We start from the raw sequence: 26,189 nt of genomic DNA on the forward strand, positions 1-26,189 counted from the left end.
AACACTCATGGCCACGGATCCGGTTGACTTCGGGTCCGTGGCCATTGGGCTGCTGCGTCGGGCTTCTAGATGAAACCTCGATCCACGGACGCGTCTGTCGCGGCGGCGGTGCGGCGCTTGCGCTGCGGCGCAATGGCGTCGACCGCCCAGGCGGCGTGAGCCGCGGGGGCGCGATGCCGACCCGTCATCACCGCGGGTGCTTTCCCGCTGGACAGGAAGACACCGGGAGCCCCAGCCGCACGCGCCGAACCGGCAATGCTGCCTACTGCGCCGAACGTCATGAAGTCATTCATCGGGGCTCCCTCCTTCCTTGCACTTGCGGTACGCAGGCCACTTCACGGCCGTGGGTCGTATGCGTTTGAGGCTAAACGGTGCCCGCATGTCAGCACAAGCAATTTTCTGACCTGCATGAACAAGATTCCGCCACCGATTTGCGTCCCGCGCCTGCGCAGTCTTTGGCCAGGGCCGTCGATACCGCCCCCACACAGGGAAAGCCTCTGCGCCGCAGTTGCTTCTGCAGGGGTGAACACTGCGTCACACCCGCGCGCGCACCAACTCCAGCAGATCCGCGCCGTATTGTTCGAGCTTGCGCGCCCCGATACCGGGAATGGCCACCAGCGCAGCGTCATCGGTGGGCAGCGTTTCGGCGATGGCGATCAGCGTGTTGTCGCTGAACACCACGAACGCGGGCACCTTCTGTTCCTTGGCGGTTCGTGAACGCCAATCCTTGAGCTGCCCCAGCAGTTCGTCATCGATGTCGGAGGCGCAGGTTTCGCAGCGACGCAACATGATTGCGGCCGGCGTGTTCAGCTCGGCGTTGCACACCCGGCAGCGCTTGGCCGGCCCGCGTTGCCGGCGTTGCCCACCGGATCGGTCCGCCGGCGGCTTCGGGGCGATGCTGGCCAGGAAGCGCGACGGCCGCCGGTTCTGCCGGCCACCCGGGGTCCGCGACAGCGCCCAGCTGAGGGTCAAATGGACTCTCGCCCGGGTGACCCCGACGTAGAGCAGACGACGTTCCTCTTCCACGGCCTCGCTGTCAGGACCGTGCGACAGTGCGTGCGAGATCGGCAGAGTGCCGTCGGCCAGGCCGACCAGGAACACCGCGTCCCACTCCAGGCCCTTCGCCGCGTGCAGCGACGCCAGGGTGACGCCCTGCACCACGGGTGGATGGCGCGCGTCGGCGCGTATCCGTAGTTCGGCGACCAATGCCGTCAGGTCCAGCTCCGGGCGGGTGGCCACCTCTTCGTCGACCAACTCGGCCAGCGCGGTCAACGCCTCCCACCGTTCCCGGGCGCTGGTACCACCCGGCGGTTCGGCGGTGAGACCGAGCGGCTCGAGCAGCGCGCGGACCACGGTGGGCAGGTCATCGTCGGCACTGCCCCGCTCGGCGGCCCGCTGCAACGCCACCAGAGCCTGGCGGATCTCCTGGCGGCTGAAGAAACCTTCCCCACCGCGGACCTGGAAGGCGATGCCCGCTTCCGTCAGCGCCTCTTCGTAGACCTCGGACTGGGCGTTGATCCGGTAGAGGACCGCGATTTCGGCTGCCTCCGTACCCGATTCGATGAGGCCCTTGATGGCGCGGGCGACGGCGGTGGCCTCAGCCACCTCGTCGGGGTACTCGCGCAGCGCCGGGCGTGGCCCTGGGGGGCGTTGACCCACCAGGTGCAGCCTGCTGCCGGCCACCCGCCCGCGGGCGTCGGCAATGACCCGGTTGGCCAGCTCGACCACCTGCGGCGTGGAGCGGTAGTCACGTTCGAGGCGCACCACGGTGGCGTCGGGAAAGCGGCGAGAGAAGTCGAGCAGATAACGCGGTGAGGCGCCGGTGAACGAGTAGATGGTCTGGTTGGCGTCCCCGACCACCGTCAGGTCATCACGTTCACCCAGCCAGGCCGACAGCACCCGCTGCTGCAGAGGGGTGACGTCCTGGTACTCGTCGACCACGAAGCAGCGGTACCGGTCCCGGAATTCGGCGGCCACGGCCGCATCGTTCTCGATGGCCGCGGCGGTGTGCAGCAGCAGGTCGTCGAAATCCAGCAGCGCCACTTCACCGCGGGCCTTGAGCGACTCGTACCCGGCGTACACCGCGGCGATACGGCCCGCGTCCTTGGGGATGTCACGGCCGGTCTCGGCCACCGCGGCGGCGTACTGCTCAGGGGTGATCAGCGATGCCTTCGCCCATTCGATCTCCCCTGCCAGGTCGCGGACGTCTTCGGTGCTGGCCTGCATCTTGGCGCGATTGGCGGCCTGGGCGACCACGGAGAACTTGCTGTCGAGCAGCTGCCAGCCGGTGGAGCCGACCACCCGCGGCCAGAAGTAGGACAGCTGCCGCCGGGCGGCGGCGTGGAAGGTCAGCGCCTGCACCGATCCGACGCGGGCTCCGGTCTGTGCGTCGGCGTCGAGCCCGCGCAACCGGCTGCGCATCTCGCCCGCGGCGCGGGAGGTGAACGTCACCGCGAGAACCTGGCTGGCGGCGACGTGTCCGGCGCCGACGAGATGCGCGATGCGGTGGGTGATGGTGCGGGTTTTGCCGGTGCCTGCGCCGGCCAGCACACAGACCGGCCCGCGCCCGGCCAGCACGGCCTCGCGTTGTTCGTCGTCGAGACCCGCGGTCAGGACGCTCTCGGTCGGCATGGGATTCATCATCGCAGCGGAGTCGGACAAGTTCTCCACCACGCCCTCAGGCAAGATTGATTCATGACCGCTACCGAACTCACCATGTACTCCACCACCTGGTGTGGATACTGCAAGCGCCTCAAGACCGCCTTGAAGGCCAAGGGCATCGGTTACACCGAGGTGGACATCGAACTCGAGCCGGAGGCCGCGAAGTTCGTGCAGTCGGTGAACAACGGCAATCAGACCGTGCCCACGGTGAAGTTCTCCGACGGGTCGACGATGACCAACCCCAGCATCCGGGACGTCGAAGGCAAGATCGCCGAGCTCTCCGTGGGGTGATGCTCCGGGCGCTGCCCGACGTCCCGTTGCGTGACCAGAGTTACACCTGGGATGCTTTTGCATAGCACTTCTAACGATCTAAAGTGCTTAGCATGTCTTACCAATCTGGTGTGTCTGCGCGCACCTCGCAGCCCGGCGTACTGATCGCCGTCCTGGCGGCCGCCGGCATCGCGGTCTCGATGATGCAGACGCTGGTCATCCCGCTGGTGCCGCAGCTGCCGACGTTGTTGAACACCAGCGCGGCCAACGCATCGTGGGCGATCACGGCCACCCTGTTGACCGGCGCCATCGCCACACCGACGCTCGGCCGACTCGGCGACATGTTCGGGCCCAAGCCGGTCCTGATCGCCTGCGCCGTCGCGCTCACGTGCGGATCGGTGATCGCGGCCACCACCAGTTCCCTTGTCCCGCTGATCATCGGTCGTGGGCTGCAGGGGTTCGGCGCACCGATCATCCCGCTCGGCATCAGCGTCCTGCGTGCCTCACTGCCGGCAGAACGAGTGGGCAGCGCCATGGGCTTGATGAGTGCCTCGTTGGGCGTTGGCGGTGCGCTCGGATTGCCGCTGTCGGCCGTGATCGCCGAACACTTCAGCTGGCACGCCCTGTTCTGGTGCGCCGCAGCACTGGGCGCCGCGTCCGGTGTGCTGTTCGCCGCGCTGGTCCCCCACATCCCGGCCACCTCTCGTGACCGGTTCGACCCGCTCGGCGCCCTGGGCCTGGCCGCCGGTCTGGTGCTGTTGCTGCTCCCCCTGTCCAAGGGCGCGGCCTGGGGGTGGACCAGTGCGACCACCCTGGGACTTCTCGTCGCGTCCGTCTTTGTCTTCGCCGTGTTCGTCCGCTGGCAGTTGCACACCTCCTCGCCGCTGGTGGACATCCGCACCACGGTGCGCAAACCCGTGCTGCTGACCAACCTCGCCTCGATCGCCGTCGGGTTCGGCATGTTCGCCATGACGTTGGTGGGGCCGCAGATCCTGCAGATGCCCAGCGAAACCGGTTACGGCTTGGGGCAATCCATGGTCAGCGCCGGGCTGTGGATGGCGCCGGGTGGGTTGGTGATGATGGTGTCGGCACCGTTGGCCGCGATGATCATCGCGCGCCGGGGCGCCAAATTCGTTCTGGTCACCGGATCGGCGATCATCGGCAGCGGATACCTGCTGGGCACCCAACTGCTGGGCAGCGCGGCCGGCATTCTCACGTTCAGTGTCGTCGTCAGCTTCGGTGTCGGGTTCGCCTTCGCGGCGCTGCCGGCGCTGATCAACGGTGCCGTGCCCGTGTCGGAGACCGCCGCCGCCAACGGCCTCAACACCCTGGCGCGGTCACTGGGCACCTCGACCTCCAGCGCGGTGCTCAGCGCGGTCCTGGCCGGGATGACCGTCACTTTCGCCGGCCACGCGCTGCCGTCACTGGCCGGATTCCGTACCGCCCTGTTCATCGCCGCCGGCGCCGCCGTGGTGGGCGCATTCATCGCGATGGCCATTCCCGCCGAGCGCCGAGAAGAGCCGGCCGCGGCCCACCTCGTCACACCGGTGCGGCCACGGGTCCAGGACCTGGAGCAGGCACTGGCGTCGGTGACCCAGCCGTCCGCCGCTGAGCTGCTGTCCGCGGCGCCCTCATCGTCGCGACACACCTGGCTCGACCGGGTGTCCTATCTGGTGCTCCGGCGGATCGACGACGGCGGTCCCATGACACTGGCGCAGCTTGCGGCGACCTTCGGGCTGGACCCGGCCGTGTTCGGGCGCAGGATCTCGGGGCTGGTGCGCGACGGACTGGTGCACACCGTCGCGGATGCCGATGATATCGCGCGGTTCACGCTGACGGAGGCCGGCCGGCGCCGGGTGCGGGGTCAGCGGGCCTACCACGTCGCGGGTCTGCAGCGCGTCACCGCCGGCTGGGATGACGGCGACGTCGCCGCGCTGAGCGGCTACCTGGGCCGACTCAACCACGGCATCCAGCAGGCTCGGCGCAATGACCGTCCGCACCGCGGCGAACCGGACACCGAACGGCTACGCCCGCTGCGCCCGGCGATCCGGCACGCGCCGGCAGAAGCGGCCACCCGCCCGCTCGTCACCGTCCCGCACGGTCAGTGGAACCGGCCACGGCAGCCGATCAGTCCTGCGCCCAGGCCCAGGACTCGATGATCTCCCGGGCGATCGAAATCGAGCCGGGCAGAAGCAATCTCGACTGCGAAGCGGCGGCACTGCTCCAGTCGCCGATCTCCAGCGCCGCCCGGACCTCGTCGCGGGTGAACCAGTGCGCCTCGGCGATCTCGCCGTCGTTGAAGGCGAACGGCTGGTCCGGATCGCCGACGGCGTGGAAGCCCACCATGAGTGACCGCGGAAACGGCCAGGGCTGGCTGCCCAGATAGCGCACATCGCGCACGGTGAGGCCCACCTCTTCGGCGATCTCCCGAGTAACGCAGGTCTCGAACGACTCCCCCGCTTCGACGAAACCCGCCAGCAGCGAGAACATCCGGTCGGGCCACACCGTCTGCCGGGCCAAGACCACGCGGTCGGCACCGTCGTGCACCAGGCAGATGACCGCCGGGTCGATGCGGGGGAACTCCTCGTGGCCGGTGATCGTGTTGACCCGTGACCATCCACCCTTGATCGCCTTGGTGGGTGATCCGTCGATGGCACTGAAGCGGGCACTGTCATGCCAGTTGAGCAGCGCCGTGGCCGAGGCCACCAGCTGAGAACTGACATCGTCGAAAACCGTTCCGGCGCGGCGCAAATCGAGCACATGGGCATCAGAGCCGTCATCCGGTGGGGCGAGTTCGGCGCGCATGGCCCACACGTGACGGCCGCCCTCGATGCGGCCCAGGAACACCGCATCCTCCGGCGGGGTGTCACCCAGTCCGGCAGTGGAGCTCAGCACCACGCGCCCGTCGGCGATCAGAACCTGGCCGCGGCCGTCGACGCGCAGGACCGCGGCCTCCGGCCAGCCCGCGACGCCGGCGTCGATGTCGGTACGCAACTGGTCGGAGCGATCCGCACCGACCCGGGACAGCAGTGGAACGTTCCGGAGTTGGAAGTCAGCCACGGTCTTCCTCTGCGTTGCGCACGTACAACAGCCTGTCTGTCGCCTCGATGGCGTCCACCTCCGGATCGCTGACCTGCTTGAGCTTGCCGTCACGCACCACGCCCAACACGATGTCCTTGAGGTGGCGTGGTGAGCCGCCGACCTCCTTGGGTTCGACCTCGCGCTCGGCGATTGCGAAACCGGCGTCCGGGGTCAACAGATCTTCGATGAGCTCCACCACGTTGGGGGTGGTGGTGGCGATACCGAGCAGCCGGCCGGCCGTCTCCGAGGACACCACCACCGAGTCCGCACCGGACTGCTGCAGCAGGTGCTGATTCTCCGACTCCCGGATCGAGGCGATGATCTTGGCGTTGGGCGCCAGCTCACGGGCAGTGAGGGTGACCAGCACCGCCGTCGGATCACTGTTGGTGGCCACGATGATGGCCGCGGCATGCTGGGCGCCGGCCAGTCGCAGCACGTCGGACCGGTTGGCGTCACCGCGGACGGTGACCAAACCAGCCTGGCTGGCCCGGTCCAGCGACGCCTGGTCGGTGTCGACCACCACGATGTCGCCGGGTTTGACATTGTCACCGACCATCGCGGTGACCGCGGTCTTGCCCTTGGTTCCGTAGCCGATGACGATGGTGTGATTGCGCACGGAGTTCCTCCAACGCTGGATTTTGAGGGCTTGGCGTGACGCGGCGGTGAGGGTCTCGACGGTGGTGCCGATCAGCACGATCAGGAAGGCGACCCGCAGCGGCGTGATCACCAGGACGTTGACCAGCCGCGCTGTCTCGGTGACCGGGGTGATATCGCCGTAGCCCGTGGTCGACAGGGACACCGTGGCGTAGTACAGGCAGTCCAGGAACGACAGACCGCCCGGGACAGGCGCGCTTTCGATATCGCGGTACCCGTCGCGGTCGAGGTAGACGATGAGCACCGCGGCGAACAGCGCTCCCAGCGCGTAGAGAACGCGCATGAAGATCCTGCGGGCCGGGCTGACGAAGTTCTCCGGGATGTGGAGATACTCGACCAGCTCGGCATCCGGCCTGGCCGTCAGCGCCTCGTCGAGTCGTCGAAGCCTGCGCCGCAACCTATTTTTGGCCACGGTGCCCTATCTTCGCGTCCGATACAGGAATTTCCGGACCGAAATCCGGCTCTCTCATCGGGTCATCCCGGCGCACGACATCATGTAACCATGAGACTGGAGACATCATGACGTCGAACACCCTCGAGAGCACCGCCGGCAAGGCAAACCAGAACCGCGCCTACCGGATGGCAGCGATGCTGACCGGTATCGGGGTGCTGCACTTCGTGGCTCCCAAACCGTTCGATTCCATCATTCCCACCGAGCTGCCGGGCAGCCCCCGGTTCTACACCTACGCCTCCGGGGTGGCCGAGGTGGGCACGGCGGCGCTGCTGATCCCGCCGAGCACCCGCCGCCTGGGTGCGCTGGCCGCCGTGGTGCTGTTCCTCGGGGTGTACCCCGGGAACATCAACATGGTGCGGCTGTGGTGGGACAAGCCCTGGCCGATGCGGCTGCTCGCCATCGCCAGACTGCCGCTGCAGTTCCCGATGATCACTCAGGCCCTGAAGATCCGACGGGAATCCTGACCTCGCCGGGCCCGGGTTCCGACCCGGGCCCGGCCAGCAACGCACTCAGCTCCTCGCGCCCGGGCAGCACGTCCGGAGTGACGGTTCGGCCGCTGCGGACATAGTGGAACACCGCCCGCACCGAGGACTCCGGGCAGCCGTGCAACGCCGCGACCGCCAACCGGTACACGCCGAGCTGAATGGCGGCCTGCCGCTGGGCGTCCTCTCCCGCCGGTGGCGCACCGGTCTTCCAATCCAGCACCGTCACGCCGCCGTCCTTGTCGGCGAAGACGGCATCGATGCGTCCTCGCACCACGTGCTCGCCGAGCGCCATCTCGAACGGCACCTCGACGTCGACCGGGGTCCGGGCCGCCCACTGCGAAGCCATGAAGGCCGCCTGGAGTTCGGCGAGTTCCTCGGCCTCGGCGGCAGCCATCTCACCGTCGACCGCACCGGGCAGATCCTCCAGGTCGAAGAGCCGCTCAGCGCCGTAGAACCGTTGCACCCAATCGTGAAAAGCGGTCCCGAGCAACGCGTTCGGGTCGGGCCGTACCGGCAGCCGGCGGTGGAACCGGCGAAGTGCGGCGGCCCGGTCACGTCCCAGCTCCACGAGGTTGCTGACCGAGAGCTGGCCGGGCAGCGTCGTGCTGGGCTCTTCGGGAGCACGCTCGCGTTCTGCCAGGAGTGCATCGACATCGGCCGACCAGGCGTCGTCCTCGTCGGCGGCTGGACCGTCACCGCGTAGGGCGGCCTGGACCAGCGCCGCTCCCCGCTCGATGTCTCCCCGGCGCAGCGAAGCCGGGTCTGCCGGCCACACCGCTTCGATCACCTTGTCGCGCAAGGGGTTCGACTCACCCTCGGACGGGGCCGGCGCCCAGTGCTCGACCACACCACAGGGTGCACCATCAGCGGCGGCGGCCTCGATGATGTCTTTCAACTCGACCAGGAAGTCCGAAGGGCCGCGAGGCTTGCTTTCGGTGGCGCCCCAGTGGTGCCCGGACAGCAGCAGGGTGTCCTCGGCGCGGGTGATCGCCACGTACAGCAACCGGCGTTCCTCGTCGACCCGGCGCTGATCGAGCTGCTTACGGTGTTCAGTCACCGTATCGGACAACTGCTTTCGGTCCGTCACCGTCGAGGTGTCCAGCACCGGGACACCATGCTCACCCAGGCCCGCCCGGTCACCGCGCAGCAGCGGCGGCAGTTCACCGGCGTCGGTGAGCCAGGTGCTGCGCGCCGCGGTGGAGGGGAAGACCCGACCCGCCAGGTGCGGCACCGCGACGACCTCCCACTCCAGTCCTTTGGCTGCATGCACCGTCAGGATCTGCACCCGGTCGGCGGCCACCGTGACCTCGGCCGGAGCCAGACCGTTCTCGACCTCCTGGGCCACGTCCAGATACGCCAGGAGGCCCGCGATGTCATTACCCGCACCGGTGGCCCCGCGGGCCGCATAGGCATCGACGACGCCGGCGAAAGCGTCGAGCTGTTCGGCGCCCGACCATCCGTCACCGCCGGTGGGCACCGCCCGGGCCTCGATGTCGATGCAGGTGATGCGGCGCACCTCGGCCACCAGGTCCGACACCGAATAACCGAGGTGGGCCCGCAGTGTCGTCAGCTCGTCCCCGAGCGCGCAGATGCGCTGGAACCCCGCCGCCGAGTAGGCCTCGGCGGGGCCGGGGTCGCAGATGGCGTCGGCGAGGCAGGCGGTGTCAGCCTCGGGTGAGGCCTGCGCGACAACGGCTTGCGGGCCCTCCGGTGCTGAGGTGGCGGCCGACCGCGGCCCCGCGTCGAGCTGGCGGGCCCGGCGCCACAGCGCGGCGATATCGCTGGCGCCCAGCCGCCAGCGCGGCCCGGTCAGCACCCGCATCGCCGCCGCACCGGCGACCGGATCTGCGATGAGTCGCAACATCGCCACTACGTCGGCGACTTCGTCGATCGCCAGCAGACCGGCCAGTCCCACCACCTCGACCGGCACGCCGCGGGCGCGCAGCGCGGTGGCCATCGGAACCGCATCGGCGTTGCGGCGAACCAGCACCGCGGCCGTGGGCGGGGGTGCGCCCAGATCGGCCGCCGCCTGATACCGCGCCGCGATCTGGTCAGCCACCCAATCTCGTTCGACCTCCACATCGGCGAACAGTGCGCACCGCACCGTGCCCTCGTCGGCGCCGGGTCGCGCGCGCAGCTCCCGCACCGCCACCGAACGGCGCCGGGCTTCAGCAGAAATCGCGTTGGCCACCCGCAGGGTGCTCGGCGGGTTACGCCAACTGGTCCGCAGTTCGAGCGACGGCGCCGGGGTGCCGTCGGCGTACGGGAAATCGGTGGTGAACCGCGGCAGATTCGTGGCCGAGGCGCCACGCCATCCGTAGATCGACTGGATGGGGTCCCCGACCGCGGTCAGCGCGAGACCGTCGTCGGCGCCACCACCGAACAATCCGGACAGCGCCACTCGCTGGGCATGGCCGGTGTCCTGGTATTCGTCGAGCAGCACGACGCGGAAGCGCTGCCGCAGCTGCACCCCGACCTGCGGGTGCTCCGATGCCAACCGGGCCGCGGCAGACATCTGCATTCCGAAATCCATGGCTTTCTCGGCCCGCAACCTATCGTGCAGCGCCTCGATCAGGGGTACCAGCTCGGCCCGGTCGGTCTGGGCGGCCAGCAGACGCAACAGCCACTGACTGGGGCCCCGGTCACGCTGGTACGGCGCCGCGGGCAGCGTGTGCACCAGTCGCTCGAGCTCGAGGTGGGTGTCGCGCAGCTGGTCCGTGTTGACCAGGTGCTCGGCCAGCTGGCCGGACAACCGCAGCACCATCGCCGTCACCGCGGCCGGAGTCTTGCCGGTGTCCAGGTCACCGGGATGACTGCACACCACGTCGTAGGCCAGCTGCCACAGCTCGGTCTCGGACAACAACCGGCTGTCGGGTTCCACCGGCAACAGCAGACCGTGCTCGCGCAGCAGCGTACCGGCGAAGGCGTGGTAGGTGCTGACGGTGACGGGTTCAGCGGATTCGACTGTGGCCAAACCGGTTCCGGCCAGCCGGCTCAGCCGGGAGCGGACCCGGCGCAGCAGTTGACCGGCCGCCTTGCGGGTGAAGGTCAGGCCCAGCACCTGACCCGGTTCGGCGAAGCCGTTGGCGACCAGCCACACCACCCGGGCCGCCATGGTTTCGGTCTTACCGGCACCGGCACCCGCGATGACCACCAGCGGGCCAGGAGCCGCCGAGATGACCGCGGCTTGCTCGTCGGTGGGTTGCGGAAGGCCCAGGGCAGCAGCGAGTTCGGCGGGACTGAACCGGACGCCGACCGGCGACGACACCGTCATCAGGACTCCTGTCCACCGTTGTGGGCCGGGCAGAACGAGCGCACCGGGCAGTGCCCGCACCCGTCGTTGACCCGTGCAACATACTGCGGACCCGCAGTCGCGGCCGCGGCCTGGCGGATCTGGGTCCGCCATTCTTCACGACTCTGCGGTGTCATCGGGTCCTGGCTGCGCTCGGTGGCGCCGCCGGAGCTGGACTTACCGACATAGACCAGACGCGCTCCCCCGGGCTGTGCGCCGTCGGGTAGCACCCCCTCGGCGATGGCGAGCTGATACAACGCGAGCTGCGCATGCCGCTGCGCGTCATCCTTGCTCACAGGCGTCTTGCCGGTCTTGACGTCGACCACCACCAGCCGGCCTTCGGCATCACGCTCCAATCGGTCGACACGACCACGCACCCGCACACCCGGTCCGTCGTCACCGGGGTTGACCACCACACCGTCGACATCCACCTCGACCCCGACCTCGGTCAGTTCATGACGGGTGTCGGCGTGCCACTGGGTGAAGGCGCTCACCATTTCCCGGTGCCGTGCCAACTCATTGCGGGCGAACCACTGAGCCTCGAACGGCAGTTGCTGCCAGATGGCATCGAGATCGGCCGTGAGCTGCGCCTCGGTGCGGTTGGGCTGGGCGACCAAGGCGTGCACGAGAGTGCCTATGGTGGAACGCAATTCACGAGCGTCACTACCCCCGTGGCGTTCCAGCAGCCACCGCAGCGGGCAGTCCTGCAGGGTCTGCAGCGTGGAGGGCGACAGCGTGACGGTGTGGCCGTCACCGCTCCACAGCGGAGCGTCGGTGCTCACCGGCGTCATGCCGTACCAGCGTCCGGGGTCCGCACCGGGCACCCCCGCCCTGGCCAGACGGGCGAGCTGCGCCGCAGCCCGGGTACGCAGCTGCTCGTCGACCACACCGTCGGGAGCGCAGACCACCGCACGCAGTTGCCCGACCACCGCGGGTGCCGACAACACCCGCGGCGCCACCACGGGCTCCGGGGGCGGCGCCGCGGTGTCCTCACCGGCGCCGAATGCGGCGATGTCGGTGAAGAACGGCGACGGGATGGCCAGGCCGTCGGAGTCCGCGCCATCACCTTCGACCGCGGTGACGACCAACCGGCGCCGGGCCCGACCCATCGCGGTGATCAGCAGCCGCCGCTCCTCGGCAACCAGCGGTGCTGTGGCCGAGACCTCCGCGCCGAGCCCGTCGAGGGTGTCCAGTAGCCGCTGGGTGCCCAGGATCCCGCCGCGCGGAACGGTGTTGGGCCACAGACCTTCCTGCAGCCCCGCCACGATGACGAGGTCCCATTCACCGCCGATCGCCTGGTGCGGACTGACGATGGTGACCGCTTCGGGCGTCTCGACGGGCTCGGGAGTGCGGACCGGAAGACCCAGGCCTTCAACATGATCGACCAGGCCGGCCAGCGACGCGCCCGCGGTCCGGGACACATAGCCGTCGGTGACGGCGAACAGCTCGGTCACGTGATCGAGATCGCGTTCTGCCCGGGCGCCGCCGGGGCCGCCGCGTTCACTGAGGGTCAGCAACCGCCGTTGCAGGCCGGACCGGTGCCACGCTTCCCACAGCACTGAACGCGGATCCTGGCCATGCCCACCCGACACTGCCTGGAGCACCGCAGCAACCCGGCGCAGCGGGCGGGCGTGGGCCGGCGCGAGCCCGGCGGGAACGCCGTCGCGCAACGCGGTGGCGAGCAGCTCACCGAAGTCCGCCGTCGCGTCTCCACCGAGCCTGCGCAACGTCCGCCTCAACTGGCGCAACGACACTGGATCGACCCGGCCGATCGGTCCGGTCAGCAGGAATTGCGCACGCTCGCCGGTGAGTCCGTCGGATCCGGCCACCAAGGCCGTCAACAACGCCCGCACGATCGCGTTGTCCGGCAACGGAGCGTGGCTGGACGGGGCCGCGACCGGCACCCCTGCGGCCATCAGGATCCGCGGCAAGCCCGCCGCGCGCGGTACCGAACGCACGATCACCGCCATCTGCGACCACGCGATGCCGTCCACCAGGTGTGCGCGCCGCAGGGTGTCGGCGATCAGCCCCGCCTCGGCGTGCTCGGAGGCCGCCAACCGCGTGGTGACCGAACCCGGTTCAGCGCCGCTGCCGGCGATGGCCCGCGCGGGCCCCGCTCCCGGTAACTGGGCCGCCACAGCACTGACCGCCGCCGCGATGGCCGGTGCGCACCGGTGGCTGGTCTCGAGGATGATGGCGGGCGAATCGCCGGCCAACAGCAGCGCCGGGTCGGCGCCCCGGAACCCGAAAACCGCCTGGTTGGGATCGCCGGCGAGGACCGTGAGCCCCACCCCGGAGGCCAAGGCGCGCACCAGACGCGCGGCTTGCGGGTCCAGATGTTGCGCGTCGTCGACAAGCAGAGTGCCGATGCGGGCGTGTTCGGCGGCCAGCAGGTCAGGGTCGGTGGCGAAAGCCTCCAGCGCCGCACCGACGAGTTCAGCGGCACCCAACGCGGGAACGGTGGCCTGGGGCGCGGCCATGCCCACCGCCGAACGCAGCAGCATCACCTGCTCGTACTGCTGCGCGAACTTGCCTGCCGCAGTCCATTCCGGGCGGCGCGACGCGCGGCCCAGCCGCTGCAGCTGCTGCGGGTCGATGCCACGTTCAGCGCAGCGCGCCAACAGATCACGCAGCTCGGTGGCGAAACCGGCGGTGCCCAGTGCGGCGCGCAACTGCGGTGGCCACCATTGCGCACCGTCTTCGATGTCTCCTTCCAGCAGCTCCCGGATGATGCCGTCCTGCTCGGCGCTGGTGATCAGGCGCGGCGGTGGGTCACCGGCGCGCTGCGCGGCCAGACGCAACACCGCGAACGCGTAGGCGTGCACCGACCGCACCAGCGGCTGGCGCACCACCGACTGGTGCTGCTCATCGGCGCCGGCAGCGAGCAACGCCGAGGTGAGGGCGGCTCTGGCCCGGGCGCCCGGACGGCCGGAACCGGTGAGCAGCAGCACCGATTCGGTGTCGGCGCCCGCAGAAATCCGTGCCACCGCGGTGTCCATCAACAGGCTGCTCTTGCCGGTGCCCGCACCTCCGAGCACCCGGACCACCCCGCCGCACTGCGGATCGAACAGTGCCGAGGCCTGGGTGGGCCACCGGGTGACGCTGTGCAGCCGCGCGGTCGAGGTCGGTGTGGTCATGACCGGAATGACACCACGGGGGTCGGACAAGTCGGTGCGAGCTGGCACCATCTAGAGCTGTGAGCGCAGAACTACACCTTCACCGCTACGGGCCCGCCACCGCCCCCCAGGTCCTGGCCATCCACGGCTTGACCGGTCACGGTCGTCGCTGGGAGCACCTGGCCACCCGGCATCTGCCTGAGGTGGCGGTGGCGGCTCCGGACCTGCTCGGCCACGGGCGCTCACCGTGGCGGGCGCCCTGGACCATCGACGCCAACGCCGCTGCGCTGGCTGCAGCACTCGCCGAACCTGTTGTGGTGGTGGGCCACTCGTTCGGCGGCGCCATTGCACTGCACCTGGCCGCCACCCGGCCCGAACTGGTCGCCGGGCTGGTGCTCCTGGATCCGGCGGTGGGGCTCGACGGAGACTGGATGCGCGAGATCGCCGACTCGATGTTCGCCTCACCCGACTACACCGACAGGGCGGAAGCCCGCAACGAGAAGCGCTCGGGTTCGTGGGGCGACGTCGACGATGCCCAACTCGACGCCGAGCTCGACGAGCACCTGGTGGACCTGCCCAACGGCCGGGTGGGCTGGCGCATCGGGGTTCCGGCGATGATGTCCTACTGGAGTGAGCTGGCGCGGCCGATGTCGCTGCCTCAGAAGGGAACTCCGACCATCGTGGTGCGCGCCACCCGGACGTCACCGCCGTACGTCACCGGTGCGCTGCTCACCGGTCTGCAGGAGCGCTTGGGTGACGACTTCGAATTGGTGGACCTGGACTGCGATCACATGGTGGCCCAGGCCAAACCCGAGCAGACCGCCGCAGTCATCCGCAGCATCCTGGGCCGTAGATGATGGCGCCGATCACCGACGACCAGGTGGAGCGGGTACGCGCGCTGGTGGCGGCCATCCCGGCGGGCCGGGTGTCCACCTACGGTGACATCGCCTCTGCCGCTGAGCTTTCCAGTCCACGCATCGTCGCGTGGATCATGCGCACCGATTCCTCGGATCTGCCCTGGCACCGCGTGATCAGGAGTTCGGGCCGGCCGGCCCCGCATCTGGCCACCCGCCAACTCGAACTGCTGCGCGCCGAGGGAGTGTTGGCGACCGACGGGCGCATCCCGTTGGCCGACGTACGTCACGTGTTCTAGAGCGCCAGGCGAACCAGTGCCGCGGTGCGGGCCAACCCGGGGAACGCGGCCGCCGTCGACCGCGGATGCAGTGCGTGTACCGCAAGACGGAACATCAATGCCCGCAACAACATCTGCGGCCATTCGGGCAAGGCATTCCAGCGTTCGATCAGACCGTCGTCGGCTTCCCCCCAGGCCAGTGCGTCGACGACGGCGACGCCGGCCGCCCATGACGTCGGGCGCCAATACGGGGTGATGTCGGTGATCCCCGGCGCAGCGGTACCGGCGAACAGCACCGTGCCGTACAGATCCCCGTGCACCAGCTGGTTCGGGCTCTTCGTCGGCTTGCGCAGTGTCGCCAGCTGATTGATGAGGTCGACCGACCGCTGTCCGTCCGCCGAGCCCGGCGACACCCGCGCACCGGCGGGCAAGGAGTGCAGCGGGCGTTCTTCCCACGCGGCGCGGTCCGCGGCGATGAACACGTCGACATCGGCCCACGGCGCCACCGGCGGTTGTGTCAGGAATCGCGGACGCTCCAGCGTGGCCGTGGCTTCGTGCAGACGCACCGCCGCCGACACCACTTCGTCATGCCGTGGTTCCGGAGTGCCCGCGACGAAGGTGTCGCCACGCCAGCCGGACACCACGTACCGGCCATCGGTCGAACGCACGGGCCGGGCCAGGCGGACTCCGTCGACGAACAGCGTCTCGCGCACTTTGGCCGACCATGCCGCACGTGCGTGGTCGGCGACCATGGAGAGCACCACTTCGCCGCAGCGCCAGCCACCTTCCCAGCTCGAACCCAGCGGCGTTGGCCGAACTCCCCCGAGCCCGAACGCCGCCAACACATGATCCGGCGGCGCATCGACAGTCATGGCGTCAGCCTATCGTCGCCGACCCGGCTAACCGGGTCGCTGATCAGCGTGTGCCGTGTTGTGTCGCAGTGATCTCCGTCAGTACGTCACTGCGCCGCCGGCCGGCCAAGCACACCGTGCGTCCCAGAGCGCCACTTACGTCAGTACGTCACTGCGCCGCCGGCCGGGCAAGGCACACCGTGCGTCCCAGAGCGCCACTCACGTAAGTACGTCACTGCGCCGCCGGCCGGCCAAGGCACACCGTGCGTCCCAGAGCGCCACTTACGTCAGTACGTCACCATGTCGGGCTCGATTTGTTTTGCCCACGCCGCGATTCCACCCTGCAGATGCAGCGCGTCGGAGAACCCGGCCTTCTTGATCACCGCCAGCGCCTCCGCCGAACGAACACCGGTCTTGCAGTACAACACCGGCGTGCGGTCGTGCGGCAGCTTGGCCAGCCCGTCGCCTGCCTCGATGGCCGACTTGGGCACCAACTCCGCACCCTGGATGTGGTTGATATCCCACTCTACCGGTTCGCGGACGTCGATCAGGGCGATGTTCTTGCCCGAGTCCAGCAGCTCTCGAAGCTCACGCGGAGTGATCGTCGAGCCCGCAGCGGCATCGGCGGCGGCATCGGAGACCACACCACAGAACGCCTCGTAGTCGATCAGTTCAGTGATCTTCGGCGTCGCCGGATCCTTGCGGATCTTGATGGTGCGATAGGTCATGTCGAGTGCGTCGTACACCATCAGCCGGCCCAGCAGCGTGTCACCGATACCGGTGATCAGCTTGATGGCCTCGGTGCCCATGACCGACGCGATCGACGCACACAGGATGCCGAGCACGCCGCCCTCGGCGCACGACGGCACCATTCCGGGTGGTGGCGGTTCGGGGTACAGGTCGCGGTAGTTCAGCCCCAGGCCGTCCGGCGCGTCCTCCCAGAACACCGAGACCTGGCCTTCGAACCGGTAGATCGAGCCCCAGACGTAGGGCTTACCGGCCAGGACCGCGGCGTCGTTGACCAGGTACCGCGTGGCGAAGTTGTCGGTGCCATCGAGGATCAGGTCGTACTGCTTGAACAGATTGACCGCGTTCTCGGGTTCCAGACGCAACTCGTGCAGGCGCACCTCGACGAGCGGATTGATCTCGCGCACCGAATCCCGGGCGCTCTGCGCCTTGGACCGGCCGATGTCGGACTGGCCGTGGATGATCTGGCGCTGCAGATTCGACTCGTCAACCACGTCGAATTCGACAATGCCGATGGTGCCCACACCCGCGGCGGCGAGGTAGAGCAGCGTCGGCGAACCGAGGCCACCGGCGCCGATGACGAGCACCCGGGCGTTCTTCAGCCGCTTCTGTCCGTCGACACCCAGGTCGGGAATGATGAGATGCCTGCTGTAGCGCGCGACCTCGTCGCGGGTCAGCTCGGCTGCTGGCGCTACCAGCGGCGGTAACGACGACACCGTTGTTCTCCTCGATTGCATGGATGATGCGCCCGACTCGTGTCGAGTCCTAGGAACAACCGTAATCGCCCCTGGCAGCTTCCCGACAGTCCGGTGATGCGTCGAAACCGGCGTTCCGCCCGATCGCACTCGATCTTTCGGGCCCGTGTGTCGGTTTCGGCGGGATCAGGCGATCGGATACGGCCAGGGGTTGAACCGGCACGTCAATCCATTGGCCGGGATCTGCCCCGGGTCGAACAGGGCGTTGTCGTTGTTCGCCGTCGAGAAGGTCTGCTGCATCATGATCGGCGCCAGATCGCCGTTGCCGGGACACGCTTCGTGCTGCTGGTAGCCGATCGCGTGGCCGACCTCGTGATTGATCAGATACTGACGGTAGGACCCCACGTCACCCTGGAAAGGCACCGCGCCGCGCACCCAGCGGGCCTCGTTGATGAACACCCGCGGCTCCGGGGCGGCGCCGGCGACGGCGCTGTAGGCCGGGTTGAAACAGGACGTCTCGATCTGGATCTCGTAGCCGCAGCCCTGCCGGATCGTCATCGGTGACGTGAGCGAGACCCGGAAATCGGGGGGTGTGCTGCCGTCGCTGCGGATGAACGCGAACTGCGGGTTGTGCACCCAGCTCTTCGGATTCGACAGCGTTTGGCTGACCATCTGCGCGAAGCCGTCGTCGCCGCCGAACGACGTGGTGTCCAGCCCGTCCTCGATCTCGACGGTATAGGTGAACACCTTCGCGGTGCCCTGCCCCACCTGCGGTTCCACCCCGGGTACGACGTGCCAGGTGTTGGCACCCGCCTCAGTGAAGGGTCCGCCCGCCGGCAGGATCCCGGTGGGCAGGTTGGCGTCGAACTGCGTGAGTCCTTTGGGCGGCGCTCCGATGATGGCGGTGGATTCCACCCCGATGGTCGGTGGGCCCTGCACGGGTTCCTCGACGGCGGCGGGCGCTTCGGTTTCGGCCCCGGTGATGGTCTGGTAGACCACCAGCACGGTCACCACCATCAGAATGGGCAGTGCATACGCGCGCCATCCATAGGTGGACACGAACCGGCCGAGCCAGGTCTGCTTGCGCCAGCGCTGCCGCTCGTCGCGGTTGGATCTGACCCGCCCGGAATCCCCGGCCAGCGGGTCGCGTTGCGCGCGAAGGGGCTCCCGCCACTCGCTACGCAACTCAGGCGCGCGACTCGGCCCGCGACGCCCTGGGTCGAAGGTCACCGACCAAGAATGGCACAAACGTGCACCCAGCCGGTTCTCGGCGCGCCCGAGATGACGTGCCGGGCGATCGATTCGTGGGTTCAGCGGCAACGGGTAGTAATGTCGTCGCGATGGGCCTTCGCGGAACACCCGCGATGCGGCCTTGCACGAAATCAGATTGAGGAATTGATGAGCGAGCTCGCCAACAGAACCGAGCGGCGGGGCGCCAACGCGGGCGAGGGGAACCGACCGACGAGCGGGTCAGCAGGCACGAACCGACGCGGCAGCAGGCTCCCCCGGGACGAGCGCCGTGGCCAGTTGCTGGTTGCCGCCAGTGAGGTGTTCGTGGACCGCGGGTACCACGCGGCGGGCATGGACGAGATCGCCGACCGCGCCGGGGTGAGCAAACCGGTTCTCTACCAACACTTTTCCAGCAAGCTCGAGCTGTATCTGGCGGTGCTGGCCCAGCACGTCGACAACATGGTCTCCAGCGTGCGGCAGGCGTTGCGCACCACCACCGACAACCGGCTTCGCGTCCGGGCCGCCGTTGCGGCGTTCTTCGAGTTCATCGAGCAGGACGGCCAGGGCTACCGGCTGATCTTCGAGAACGACTACGTGACCGAACCGCAGGTGTCATCTCAGGTCAAGGTGGCCACCGAGGCGTGCACCGACGCGGTGTTCGATCTGATCAGCCACGACTCCGGCCTGGATCCGCACCGGGCCCGCATGATCGCCGTCGGACTGGTGAGCATCAGCGTCGACTCAGCGCGCTACTGGGTAGACAATGACCGCCCCATTTCCCGGGAAGACGCCATCGAAGGCACCGTCCAGTTCATCTGGGGCGGTCTGTCACACGTGCCGCTTACTCGCTCGTAGCCGGCGGGGTCACCGGACCGCTGCCGATTCCGAAGCCCACGCGGCGGCTGTCGGCGGCGCCGAGCTCCACGTAGGTGATCTTCGAGGCCTGGATCAGGAACCGCCGGCCCTTCTCGTCGGTGAGGCTCACCACACCGTCGCCCTGCGACAACGCGCTGGTCACCTGCTTCTCCAGCGCATCAGGTGTCTCCGCGCTGACGAACGCGATTTCGCGCGGGCTGTCCGTGACACCGATCTTGACCTCCACGCTGGACCCTTTCCTTCGAAGCAGTTACGTCAAGAAGGCTAGTGGACGCGCGGCCCCGGCTTCACATCACGGCGTTCGCGGTCAGCGAAGCGGCCGCCGACCAGCTCCGATAGTGACCCAATCGCAATCAAGGCCATACGCTTTCGTAGGCCAACAGGGGCATCCCCGCCGATACGATGCTGGTAAGCAAGTGACGTATGTGGCGTGCGTGAAAAGGATGGCACTGGCGGTGACCCGATGAGCAAGCCGTATTGGAGCGGTCAGGGCGGCCGCACGGGCAGTAGCTATGTCGACGATCACGACGACACCCCCACCCGCAGGATCAGCAGCTACGACAGCGGCGACCATGACCCTGGATACGGCAGCGGTTTCTACAGCAGCGGCGGGTACCGCAGCACCGAGGAGTACCGCTCCTCGCTGCGGGCGCACGACGACGAGTTCGATGACGACGAGGACTACGAGTACTACGAGCGCGACCTGCGCTGGCGGTGGATCGCCGGCTTGGCGGTCGCCGTGTTGTTGGCCGCGGTGATCGCCATCGTGGTGGTGACGCGCAGCGACAGCGCCACCCCGACGGCCCAGACCGAGACGCCGCCGGCCACCTCGACCACACCCCGGACCGTCATCGCCACCATTCCGCCGAGCCCGGCCGCGCCCCCGCCGCCGCAGCTGTCCCCCGAGACCGTCGTCACCATCACCACCACCCCGTCGGCCGTGGCCGCACCGCCGCCCGAGGTGGCACCGCCGCTGGCCCCGGAAGCGGCCCCTCCAGCACCGGCACCGGTGGTGGACCCGCGCACCGTGACCTACACCGTCACCGGCACCAAGCAGATGTTCGATCTGGTCAGCGTCATCTACACCGACGAGCAGGGCCTGCCGCGCACCGATGTCAACGTGGCCTTGCCGTGGAGCAAGACCCTGGTGCTCGAGCCCGGCGTGGACTTCGAATCGGTGACCGCAACCAGCATCACAGGCCAGTTGAACTGCGCCATCACCGACGCAGCCGGCGCGACCCTGGTGGCGCAGACCAACAACTCGATGATCGCGACCTGCACCGGTTAGGCCGCGTCAAGCCAGTCCGAGCTCTGTCATGCGCTCGGCATGCGTGCGCTGCAGACGTTCGAAGAAATCCGCCATCTGCCCGAGTCCACCGGTGCTGGACAACACCAGGTCGACGAGCTCGTCACGGTCGGCGAGGACGTACTGCGCCTGCGTGATGGCCTCGCCGAGCAGCCGACGCGACCAGAGCGCCAGCCTGCTGCGCTGCATATCGCTGGCCGCGACCGCCGCACGCACCTCGTCGACGACGAACTGCGAATGCCCGGTCTCGGACAGGACACCACGGACCACCTCGGCGATCTCATGCGGCAGCACATCGGCGATCTCGAGATAGAAATCGGCGGCCAGGGCGTCGCCGACATAGGTCTTGACCAACGCCTCGAGCCACGTGCTGGGCGTCGTCAGGCGGTGATAGTTCTCCAGCGCCGACGCGTACCGCGACATCGCGGGCACCACGTCGACACCCCGGCGCTCCAGCGCGTCGCGCAGCAGCTCGTAATGGCCCATCTCGGCGGCGGCCATGCTCGCCATGTTGATCCGGCCGTTGAGGTTGGGCGCCATCCGCGCCTCTTCGGAGAGGCGGTAGAACGCGGCCACCTCGCCATAGGCGAGCAGCGCGAACAGTTCGTTGACCCCCGGATGATCGACCGACAAACCCGGCGCCGGCGGGCTGGACGCCAGGTCACCAGCACCCGTGGCGGGCTGCATCGAGCTCATGCGCACACTGTAGTTCGTGACACAGTGCCGGCCACGCCGGAGACGGTTTCCACCGGATTCCCGACGTGGCGACCAGCACTATTTGCGTAACCGGCTACCATGGGTACAGGAAGCGGTGTTTTCTCGCCGCTCCTAGGTAATGTGCGTGCACGCAGTTGGCCCACCCCGGTGACCCACTGTCATCGCACTGGGCCCAGCGAATCGGCTCGTGGTTTTCCCGCGGCGCCCGGTCTCGTTCCTCTCAGAACTCGTGCGCGCGTGACGACACGCCGTGATCCAACGAGCACTGATCTCGGACGAGACTTTGAAAGGCTGCACCCCTACCGTATGACTCTCATCACAAAAACCTTCGCCGACCTGGGCGTTCGCGACGAAATCGTGCGCGCGCTCGATGAGCAGGGCAAATCCCACCCGTTCGCAATCCAGGAGCTCACCCTCCCCATGGCCATGGCCGGCGACGACCTGATCGGTCAGGCCCGCACCGGCATGGGCAAGACGTTGGCCTTCGGTGTGCCGCTGCTGCACAAGATCACCAGCGACACCGAGCGCCCGCTGACCGGCGCCCCGCGCGCTCTCGTGGTGGTTCCCACCCGTGAGCTCTGCATCCAGGTGTACGGCGACCTCTCCGGCGCCGCCAAATACCTTCACGCGGGCCCCGGGACAGACACGGCCAGGCCGCTGTCGGTCGTCTCCATCTACGGTGGCCGTCCCTACGAACCCCAGATCGAGTCGCTGCAGAAGGGCGCCGACGTCGTGGTGGGCACCCCCGGGCGCCTGCTGGATCTGGCCCAGCAGGGCCACCTGCAGATCGGCGGCCTGTCGGTGCTCGTCCTCGACGAGGCCGACGAGATGCTGGACCTGGGCTTTTTGCCCGATATCGAGCGCATCCTGCGGCTGACTCCCGACAACCGCCAGGCGATGTTGTTCTCGGCCACCATGCCGGACCCCATCATCACGCTGGCCCGCACGTTCATGAACCAGCCGACGCACATCCGGGCCGAGGCCCCGCATTCGGCGGCCACCCACGACAGCACCGAGCAGTTCGTCTACCGCGCGCACGCCCTCGACAAGGTGGAGATGGTCACGCGGATCCTGCAGGCCGAGGGCCGCGGCGCGACCATGGTCTTCACGCGCACCAAACGCACCGCCCAGAAGGTGTCCGACGAACTCGCCGAGCGCGGTTTCAAGGTCGGCGCCGTGCACGGCGACCTCGGGCAGATTGCGCGCGAGAAGGCCCTCAAGTCCTTCCGCACCGGCGCCATCGACGTGCTGGTGGCCACCGACGTCGCGGCCCGCGGTATCGACATCGACGACATCACGCACGTCATCAACTACCAGATTCCCGACGACGAGCAGGCGTATGTGCACCGCATCGGCCGTACCGGCCGCGCCGGTAAGACCGGCATCGCCGTCACGCTGGTCGACTGGGATGAGTTGGCGCGGTGGACGCTGATCGACAAGGCGCTGGGTCTGGACACTCCTGATCCTGCCGAGACCTATTCCAGCTCGCCGCATCTCTACGAGGAACTGCACATCCCCAGCGACGCCACCGGAACCGTCGGCACCCCGCAGAAGGTGTCGTCGAAGCGTCCGGAACGCAAGGAGCGCTCCGACAGCGACGGCGAGGACGACAAGCCGCGCACCCGTACCCGCAGCCGTCGTCGGACCCGGGCCGGCAAGACCGCAACCGGACACGTCGAGCAGCAGGCCGAGGTCGCCGAGTCCGGCACCGACACGGAGGCCGAGTCGGCCACCGGAGATTCCGCGCACGCCGGGCGGCGCCGTCGCCGGCGTCGCCCGCGCAAGGCCGCGGACACCGCCACCTCCACTGACGCTTCGGTCAACGCCGGCTGACCCACAGCGCCCGCCATGGTCAGACCCGAGCGCCGGACCAGAGGTGATGTGATCGCCGCTGTGGCCATCGCCGCGGCGGTGATCCTCACCGCAGGTGTCATCTGGTGGACGAGCGACGCCAGAGCCACCATCAGCCGACCGGCCGACAACGTGTCGACGGCACCGGCCGCCGCAACCGTCCTGCCGTCGCGATTGCAGGAGCTGTGGACTGCGCCCAGTCCCCACACCACCGTCCCAGTGGTGGCCGCCGGCACGGTGGTCACCGGCGACGGATCCACGATGGACGGGCGTGACCCGGCCACCGGCGCGGTGCGCTGGACGTACGCGCGGGATCGCGAATTGTGCGGCGTCACATGGGTTTACAACTACGCTGTCGCGGTGTATCCCGACGACCGAGGCTGCGGACAGGTCAGCACCGTCGACGCCTCGACGGGTGAGCGCGGCCCGGCACGTTCCGGTGTGGCCAGCCCCCACGTCGACCTCTCCGCGGACGGCACCACCATCCTGTCGGTGGGTGGGTCGAGACTCGAACTCTGGCGCTCGGACATGGTCCGGGTGATCGGGTTCGGCGAAGTGGATGCCCGCGTCAAACCGGTGCACGTGGGCACCGGGGCCGGATGCGCGCTGTTGTCGGCAGCCTCCAGCACCGACGCGGTGTCGGTGTTGCGGTTCTGCCCCGGCGAGACCGACCTGAAACTCTCACTGGTGCGGGCGTCCGACGAGGACGACGAACCCGAAGTGCGCGACGTCCCCGAACCCGGTGTCCTGGCGGACTCCGGAGCGCAGGTGCTGGCGGTGTCCGGATCCACCACCGCGGCCTACATCCCGGTTCCCGAACCCCATGTGCAGGTGGTCGATGACACCGGCAACGAGATCGGCAACTACCCACTGGCCAAGCCGCCGTCGTCCGCGTTTCCCGAGGGATCGGTGTCCAAGACCGGCGATCTGATCACGTGGTGGACCGGCGACTCCGTCATGGTGTTCTCCAACACCGACATCGCATACCGGTACACCATCGAGAGATCCGGTCCCGTGGTGCCGCTCGGACCCGGCGTCATGATGGCCGAGAAACTCCTGGTCCCCGTCACCGGCGGACTCGGGGTGTACGACCCGGCCACCGGCGCCCGGGAGAGCATCCTCGCCGTTGATCGGCCACCTGCTGATACCGCCATCGTGCCTGCCGTCGTCGGGAACACCATCCTGGAACAACGCGGCCGCACCCTGGCGGCGCTCGGCGAGTAGCGGGCCCTTTCCTCGATGACTGCACTCGTTCTGGCTCTGTGCGGCCTGGCGCTGCTGGATTCTCTCAACGTGCTCAACATCGGCGCGGTGTCGGCGATCGTCTACGACAGCCGGTTGAACCGCCGCTCCCCTGTCCCCGGCGGGCTGAGCTACATCACCGGAGTTTTCGGGGTGCTGATCACCTTCGGCATCTGCGTGGTGCTGGGGCTGAGCTTCCTGACCGATCTCATCGACCTCGAGATCAGCCCGACCATGCGCTACCGGGCCGAACTGCTGCTCGGGATCGGGTTGATCGCGTTCGCCTTCTTCCCGCTGACCGCCCAGACCACCGCGCCGGGCTGGGCGTTGGGAGCCCTGGGCACCATGCGGCGACGGCCCTACCTGCTCGGCTTCGTCGGGTCCGCCGTCGGCCTGGGCCAGGCGCCGACCGCTGTCCCCTACCTGACCGGGCTGGCCATGATCGTGGCCTCAGACCCGCGGCCCATGTTGTGGCCGCTGCTGGTGGTCGGCTACTGCTCCATCGTGGTGTTGCCGTGCGCGTCGGTGCTGGCGTTGTCGACCAGCCGAAACATGCAGGCCCAGCGGGCGCAGCGCTGGGTGGTGCGCAACGTCACCCGTTACGGGCCGATCGGTGTGCGTGCGTTGTTCCTGGTCGCCGGCGTCGCGCTCCTGGTCGACGCCGTGATCCATCACAGTGCGCTGTGGTGAGCTCAGAGCTCCGGGGTGAAGGTGGCCAGCTTCTTGCCCGATTTCCAGTGTTTGAGCAGGGCATCGGCGAGCTCCCGGTACGCCACGGCGCCCTTGTTCTTGCGGCCCGCGATCACCGAGGCCCCTGACGCGCTGGCCTCGGCGAACCGCACGGTCCGCGGGATCGGCGGAGCCAGCACCGGCAGGTCGTAACGGTCGGCCACATCCAGCAGCACGTCGCGGCTGTGCGTGGTGCGCGAGTCGTACAAGGTGGGCAGCGCGCCCAGCAGCTTGAGCTCCGAGTTTGTGATCTGCTGCACGTCGGTAACGGTGCGCAGGAACTGGCCGACTCCGCGGTGCGCCAGCGTCTCGCACTGCAGCGGCACGATCACCTCGTCGGCGGCGGTGAGCCCGTTGAGCGTCAGCACCCCCAGTGACGGAGGACAGTCGATGATCACCACGTCGAAGTCGTCGTTGACCTTGGCGAGCGCCCGCTTGAGCGCGTACTCGCGGCCGGCCCTCATCAGCAGCATCGCCTCGGCACCGGCCAGGTCGATATTCGCCGGCAGCAGCGTCATACCTTCGTCGGTCTGCACCAGGGCGGCGTTCGGTTCCACGTCGCCGAGCAGCACCTCGTGGACCGATACCGGCAGCTTGTCCGGGTCCTGCCCCAGCGAGAACGTCAAACAGCCCTGCGGGTCGAGATCGACCAGCAACACCCGCTTACCATTTTGGGCAATCGCCGCGCCCAGCGACGCCACCGTTGTGGTCTTGGCCACCCCGCCCTTTTGGTTGGCCACAGCCAACACATGTGTCACCACGGGTCCATCCTGGCATGTGAGACGGCTCTCGTCCTGGAG

At 68.5% G+C, this 26,189-nt stretch carries 22 protein-coding genes; 10 read left to right on the plus strand and 12 right to left on the minus strand.

Annotated elements, in window-relative coordinates:
* Positions 1 to 65 precede the first annotated feature (65 nt).
* Positions 66 to 293 (minus strand): hypothetical protein, encoded by a 228-nt coding sequence (locus AC3A6P_RS28530; protein ID WP_487695643.1) that lies wholly within the window; start codon positions 291 to 293, stop codon positions 66 to 68.
* 241 nt (positions 294 to 534) lie between these two features.
* The gene (locus AC3A6P_RS28535) at positions 535 to 2,631 is read right to left on the minus strand and encodes an ATP-dependent DNA helicase UvrD2 (protein WP_487695645.1); all 2,097 of its coding nucleotides are present in this window, start codon (positions 2,629 to 2,631) and stop codon (positions 535 to 537) included.
* A 63-nt stretch (positions 2,632 to 2,694) separates the two neighbouring features.
* On the opposite strand from AC3A6P_RS28535, the gene AC3A6P_RS28540 reads away from it, so the two are divergent.
* Both AC3A6P_RS28540 and AC3A6P_RS28545 read left to right on the plus strand, forming a co-directional pair.
* Positions 2,695 to 2,952 (plus strand): mycoredoxin, encoded by a 258-nt coding sequence (locus tag AC3A6P_RS28540; protein WP_487695646.1) that lies wholly within the window; start codon positions 2,695 to 2,697, stop codon positions 2,950 to 2,952.
* 92 nt (positions 2,953 to 3,044) lie between these two features.
* Entirely contained in the window at positions 3,045 to 5,090 is a 2,046-nt protein-coding gene (locus AC3A6P_RS28545; protein ID WP_487695648.1) for an MFS transporter, read from the plus strand.
* Here the strand turns inward: AC3A6P_RS28545 and nudC are convergent.
* Positions 5,059 to 5,991, minus strand: coding sequence for an NAD(+) diphosphatase (gene nudC, locus AC3A6P_RS28550; protein ID WP_487695650.1), 933 nt, complete (start codon positions 5,989 to 5,991; stop codon positions 5,059 to 5,061). The genes AC3A6P_RS28545 and nudC overlap by 32 nt on opposite strands.
* A complete protein-coding gene (locus AC3A6P_RS28555; protein ID WP_487695651.1) occupies positions 5,984 to 7,078 on the minus strand; it encodes a potassium channel family protein in 1,095 nt (364 codons plus the stop codon). Before AC3A6P_RS28555 ends, nudC begins: the two co-directional genes overlap by 8 nt.
* A gap of 107 nt (positions 7,079 to 7,185) precedes the next feature.
* Here AC3A6P_RS28555 and AC3A6P_RS28560 point away from each other — a divergent pair, with 107 nt between their 5' ends.
* The gene (locus AC3A6P_RS28560) at positions 7,186 to 7,584 is read left to right on the plus strand and encodes a DoxX family protein (protein WP_487695652.1); all 399 of its coding nucleotides are present in this window, start codon (positions 7,186 to 7,188) and stop codon (positions 7,582 to 7,584) included.
* Here AC3A6P_RS28560 and AC3A6P_RS28565 read toward each other — a convergent pair.
* Positions 7,550 to 10,879, minus strand: a complete 3,330-nt coding sequence (locus tag AC3A6P_RS28565; RefSeq protein WP_487695654.1) for an ATP-dependent DNA helicase — start codon at positions 10,877 to 10,879, stop codon at positions 7,550 to 7,552. The two genes, AC3A6P_RS28560 and AC3A6P_RS28565, sit on opposite strands and share 35 nt — an antisense overlap.
* On the minus strand, positions 10,879 to 14,034 hold the full coding sequence (locus tag AC3A6P_RS28570; protein ID WP_487695655.1) for an ATP-dependent helicase: 3,156 nt from the start codon (positions 14,032 to 14,034) through the stop codon (positions 10,879 to 10,881). Before AC3A6P_RS28570 ends, AC3A6P_RS28565 begins: the two co-directional genes overlap by 1 nt.
* A gap of 59 nt (positions 14,035 to 14,093) precedes the next feature.
* Here AC3A6P_RS28570 and AC3A6P_RS28575 point away from each other — a divergent pair, with 59 nt between their 5' ends.
* A complete protein-coding gene (locus AC3A6P_RS28575) occupies positions 14,094 to 14,870 on the plus strand; it encodes an alpha/beta fold hydrolase (RefSeq protein ID WP_487695657.1) in 777 nt (258 codons plus the stop codon).
* Entirely contained in the window at positions 14,870 to 15,166 is a 297-nt protein-coding gene (locus tag AC3A6P_RS28580; protein ID WP_487695791.1) for an MGMT family protein, read from the plus strand. The genes AC3A6P_RS28575 and AC3A6P_RS28580 overlap by 1 nt, the downstream gene beginning before the upstream one ends.
* Here the strand turns inward: AC3A6P_RS28580 and AC3A6P_RS28585 are convergent.
* From AC3A6P_RS28585 to AC3A6P_RS28595, 3 genes are all read right to left on the minus strand, one after another.
* Positions 15,163 to 16,017 (minus strand): TIGR02569 family protein, encoded by an 855-nt coding sequence (locus AC3A6P_RS28585; RefSeq protein ID WP_487695658.1) that lies wholly within the window; start codon positions 16,015 to 16,017, stop codon positions 15,163 to 15,165. The genes AC3A6P_RS28580 and AC3A6P_RS28585 overlap by 4 nt on opposite strands.
* A gap of 266 nt (positions 16,018 to 16,283) precedes the next feature.
* Positions 16,284 to 17,459 carry an adenylyltransferase/sulfurtransferase MoeZ gene (gene moeZ / locus AC3A6P_RS28590; protein WP_487695660.1) on the minus strand — a complete coding sequence of 392 codons (1,176 nt, stop codon included), beginning with the start codon at positions 17,457 to 17,459 and terminating at the stop codon, positions 16,284 to 16,286.
* 165 nt (positions 17,460 to 17,624) lie between these two features.
* Positions 17,625 to 18,668 (minus strand): DUF3152 domain-containing protein, encoded by a 1,044-nt coding sequence (locus AC3A6P_RS28595; RefSeq protein ID WP_487695661.1) that lies wholly within the window; start codon positions 18,666 to 18,668, stop codon positions 17,625 to 17,627.
* Positions 18,669 to 18,836: 168 nt separating this feature from the next.
* Between AC3A6P_RS28595 and fasR the strand changes: the two genes are divergently transcribed.
* Positions 18,837 to 19,523, plus strand: coding sequence for an HTH-type transcriptional activator FasR (gene fasR / locus AC3A6P_RS28600; RefSeq protein ID WP_487695663.1), 687 nt, complete (start codon positions 18,837 to 18,839; stop codon positions 19,521 to 19,523).
* Here fasR and AC3A6P_RS28605 read toward each other — a convergent pair.
* On the minus strand, positions 19,510 to 19,770 hold the full coding sequence (locus AC3A6P_RS28605; RefSeq protein WP_487695665.1) for a DUF3107 domain-containing protein: 261 nt from the start codon (positions 19,768 to 19,770) through the stop codon (positions 19,510 to 19,512). The two genes, fasR and AC3A6P_RS28605, sit on opposite strands and share 14 nt — an antisense overlap.
* Before the next feature lie 237 nt (positions 19,771 to 20,007).
* Between AC3A6P_RS28605 and AC3A6P_RS28610 the strand changes: the two genes are divergently transcribed.
* Positions 20,008 to 20,832: a hypothetical protein gene (locus AC3A6P_RS28610; protein ID WP_487695666.1), complete on the plus strand. Its 825-nt coding sequence runs from the start codon at positions 20,008 to 20,010 to the stop codon at positions 20,830 to 20,832.
* Positions 20,833 to 20,838: 6 nt separating this feature from the next.
* Here AC3A6P_RS28610 and AC3A6P_RS28615 read toward each other — a convergent pair whose 3' ends face one another.
* Positions 20,839 to 21,537, minus strand: coding sequence for a ferritin-like fold-containing protein (locus AC3A6P_RS28615; protein WP_487695793.1), 699 nt, complete (start codon positions 21,535 to 21,537; stop codon positions 20,839 to 20,841).
* A 336-nt stretch (positions 21,538 to 21,873) separates the two neighbouring features.
* On the opposite strand from AC3A6P_RS28615, the gene AC3A6P_RS28620 reads away from it, so the two are divergent.
* Genes AC3A6P_RS28620 through AC3A6P_RS28630 form a run of 3 tightly spaced genes read left to right on the plus strand, consistent with a single transcriptional unit; the run spans position 21,874 to position 25,350 of the window.
* Positions 21,874 to 23,400, plus strand: coding sequence for a DEAD/DEAH box helicase (locus tag AC3A6P_RS28620; protein ID WP_487695668.1), 1,527 nt, complete (start codon positions 21,874 to 21,876; stop codon positions 23,398 to 23,400).
* 15 nt (positions 23,401 to 23,415) lie between these two features.
* Entirely contained in the window at positions 23,416 to 24,642 is a 1,227-nt protein-coding gene (locus AC3A6P_RS28625) for an Rv3212 family protein (RefSeq protein WP_487695670.1), read from the plus strand.
* A 15-nt stretch (positions 24,643 to 24,657) separates the two neighbouring features.
* A complete protein-coding gene (locus AC3A6P_RS28630; protein ID WP_487695671.1) occupies positions 24,658 to 25,350 on the plus strand; it encodes a GAP family protein in 693 nt (230 codons plus the stop codon).
* A 2-nt stretch (positions 25,351 to 25,352) separates the two neighbouring features.
* On the opposite strand, the gene AC3A6P_RS28635 is transcribed toward AC3A6P_RS28630, so the two are convergent.
* Positions 25,353 to 26,147 carry a ParA family protein gene (locus AC3A6P_RS28635; protein WP_487695794.1) on the minus strand — a complete coding sequence of 265 codons (795 nt, stop codon included), beginning with the start codon at positions 26,145 to 26,147 and terminating at the stop codon, positions 25,353 to 25,355.
* Between the last annotated feature and the right edge of the window lie 42 nt (positions 26,148 to 26,189).

It is taken from the genome of Mycobacterium sp. Soil_C_30 (genome assembly GCF_057656995.1).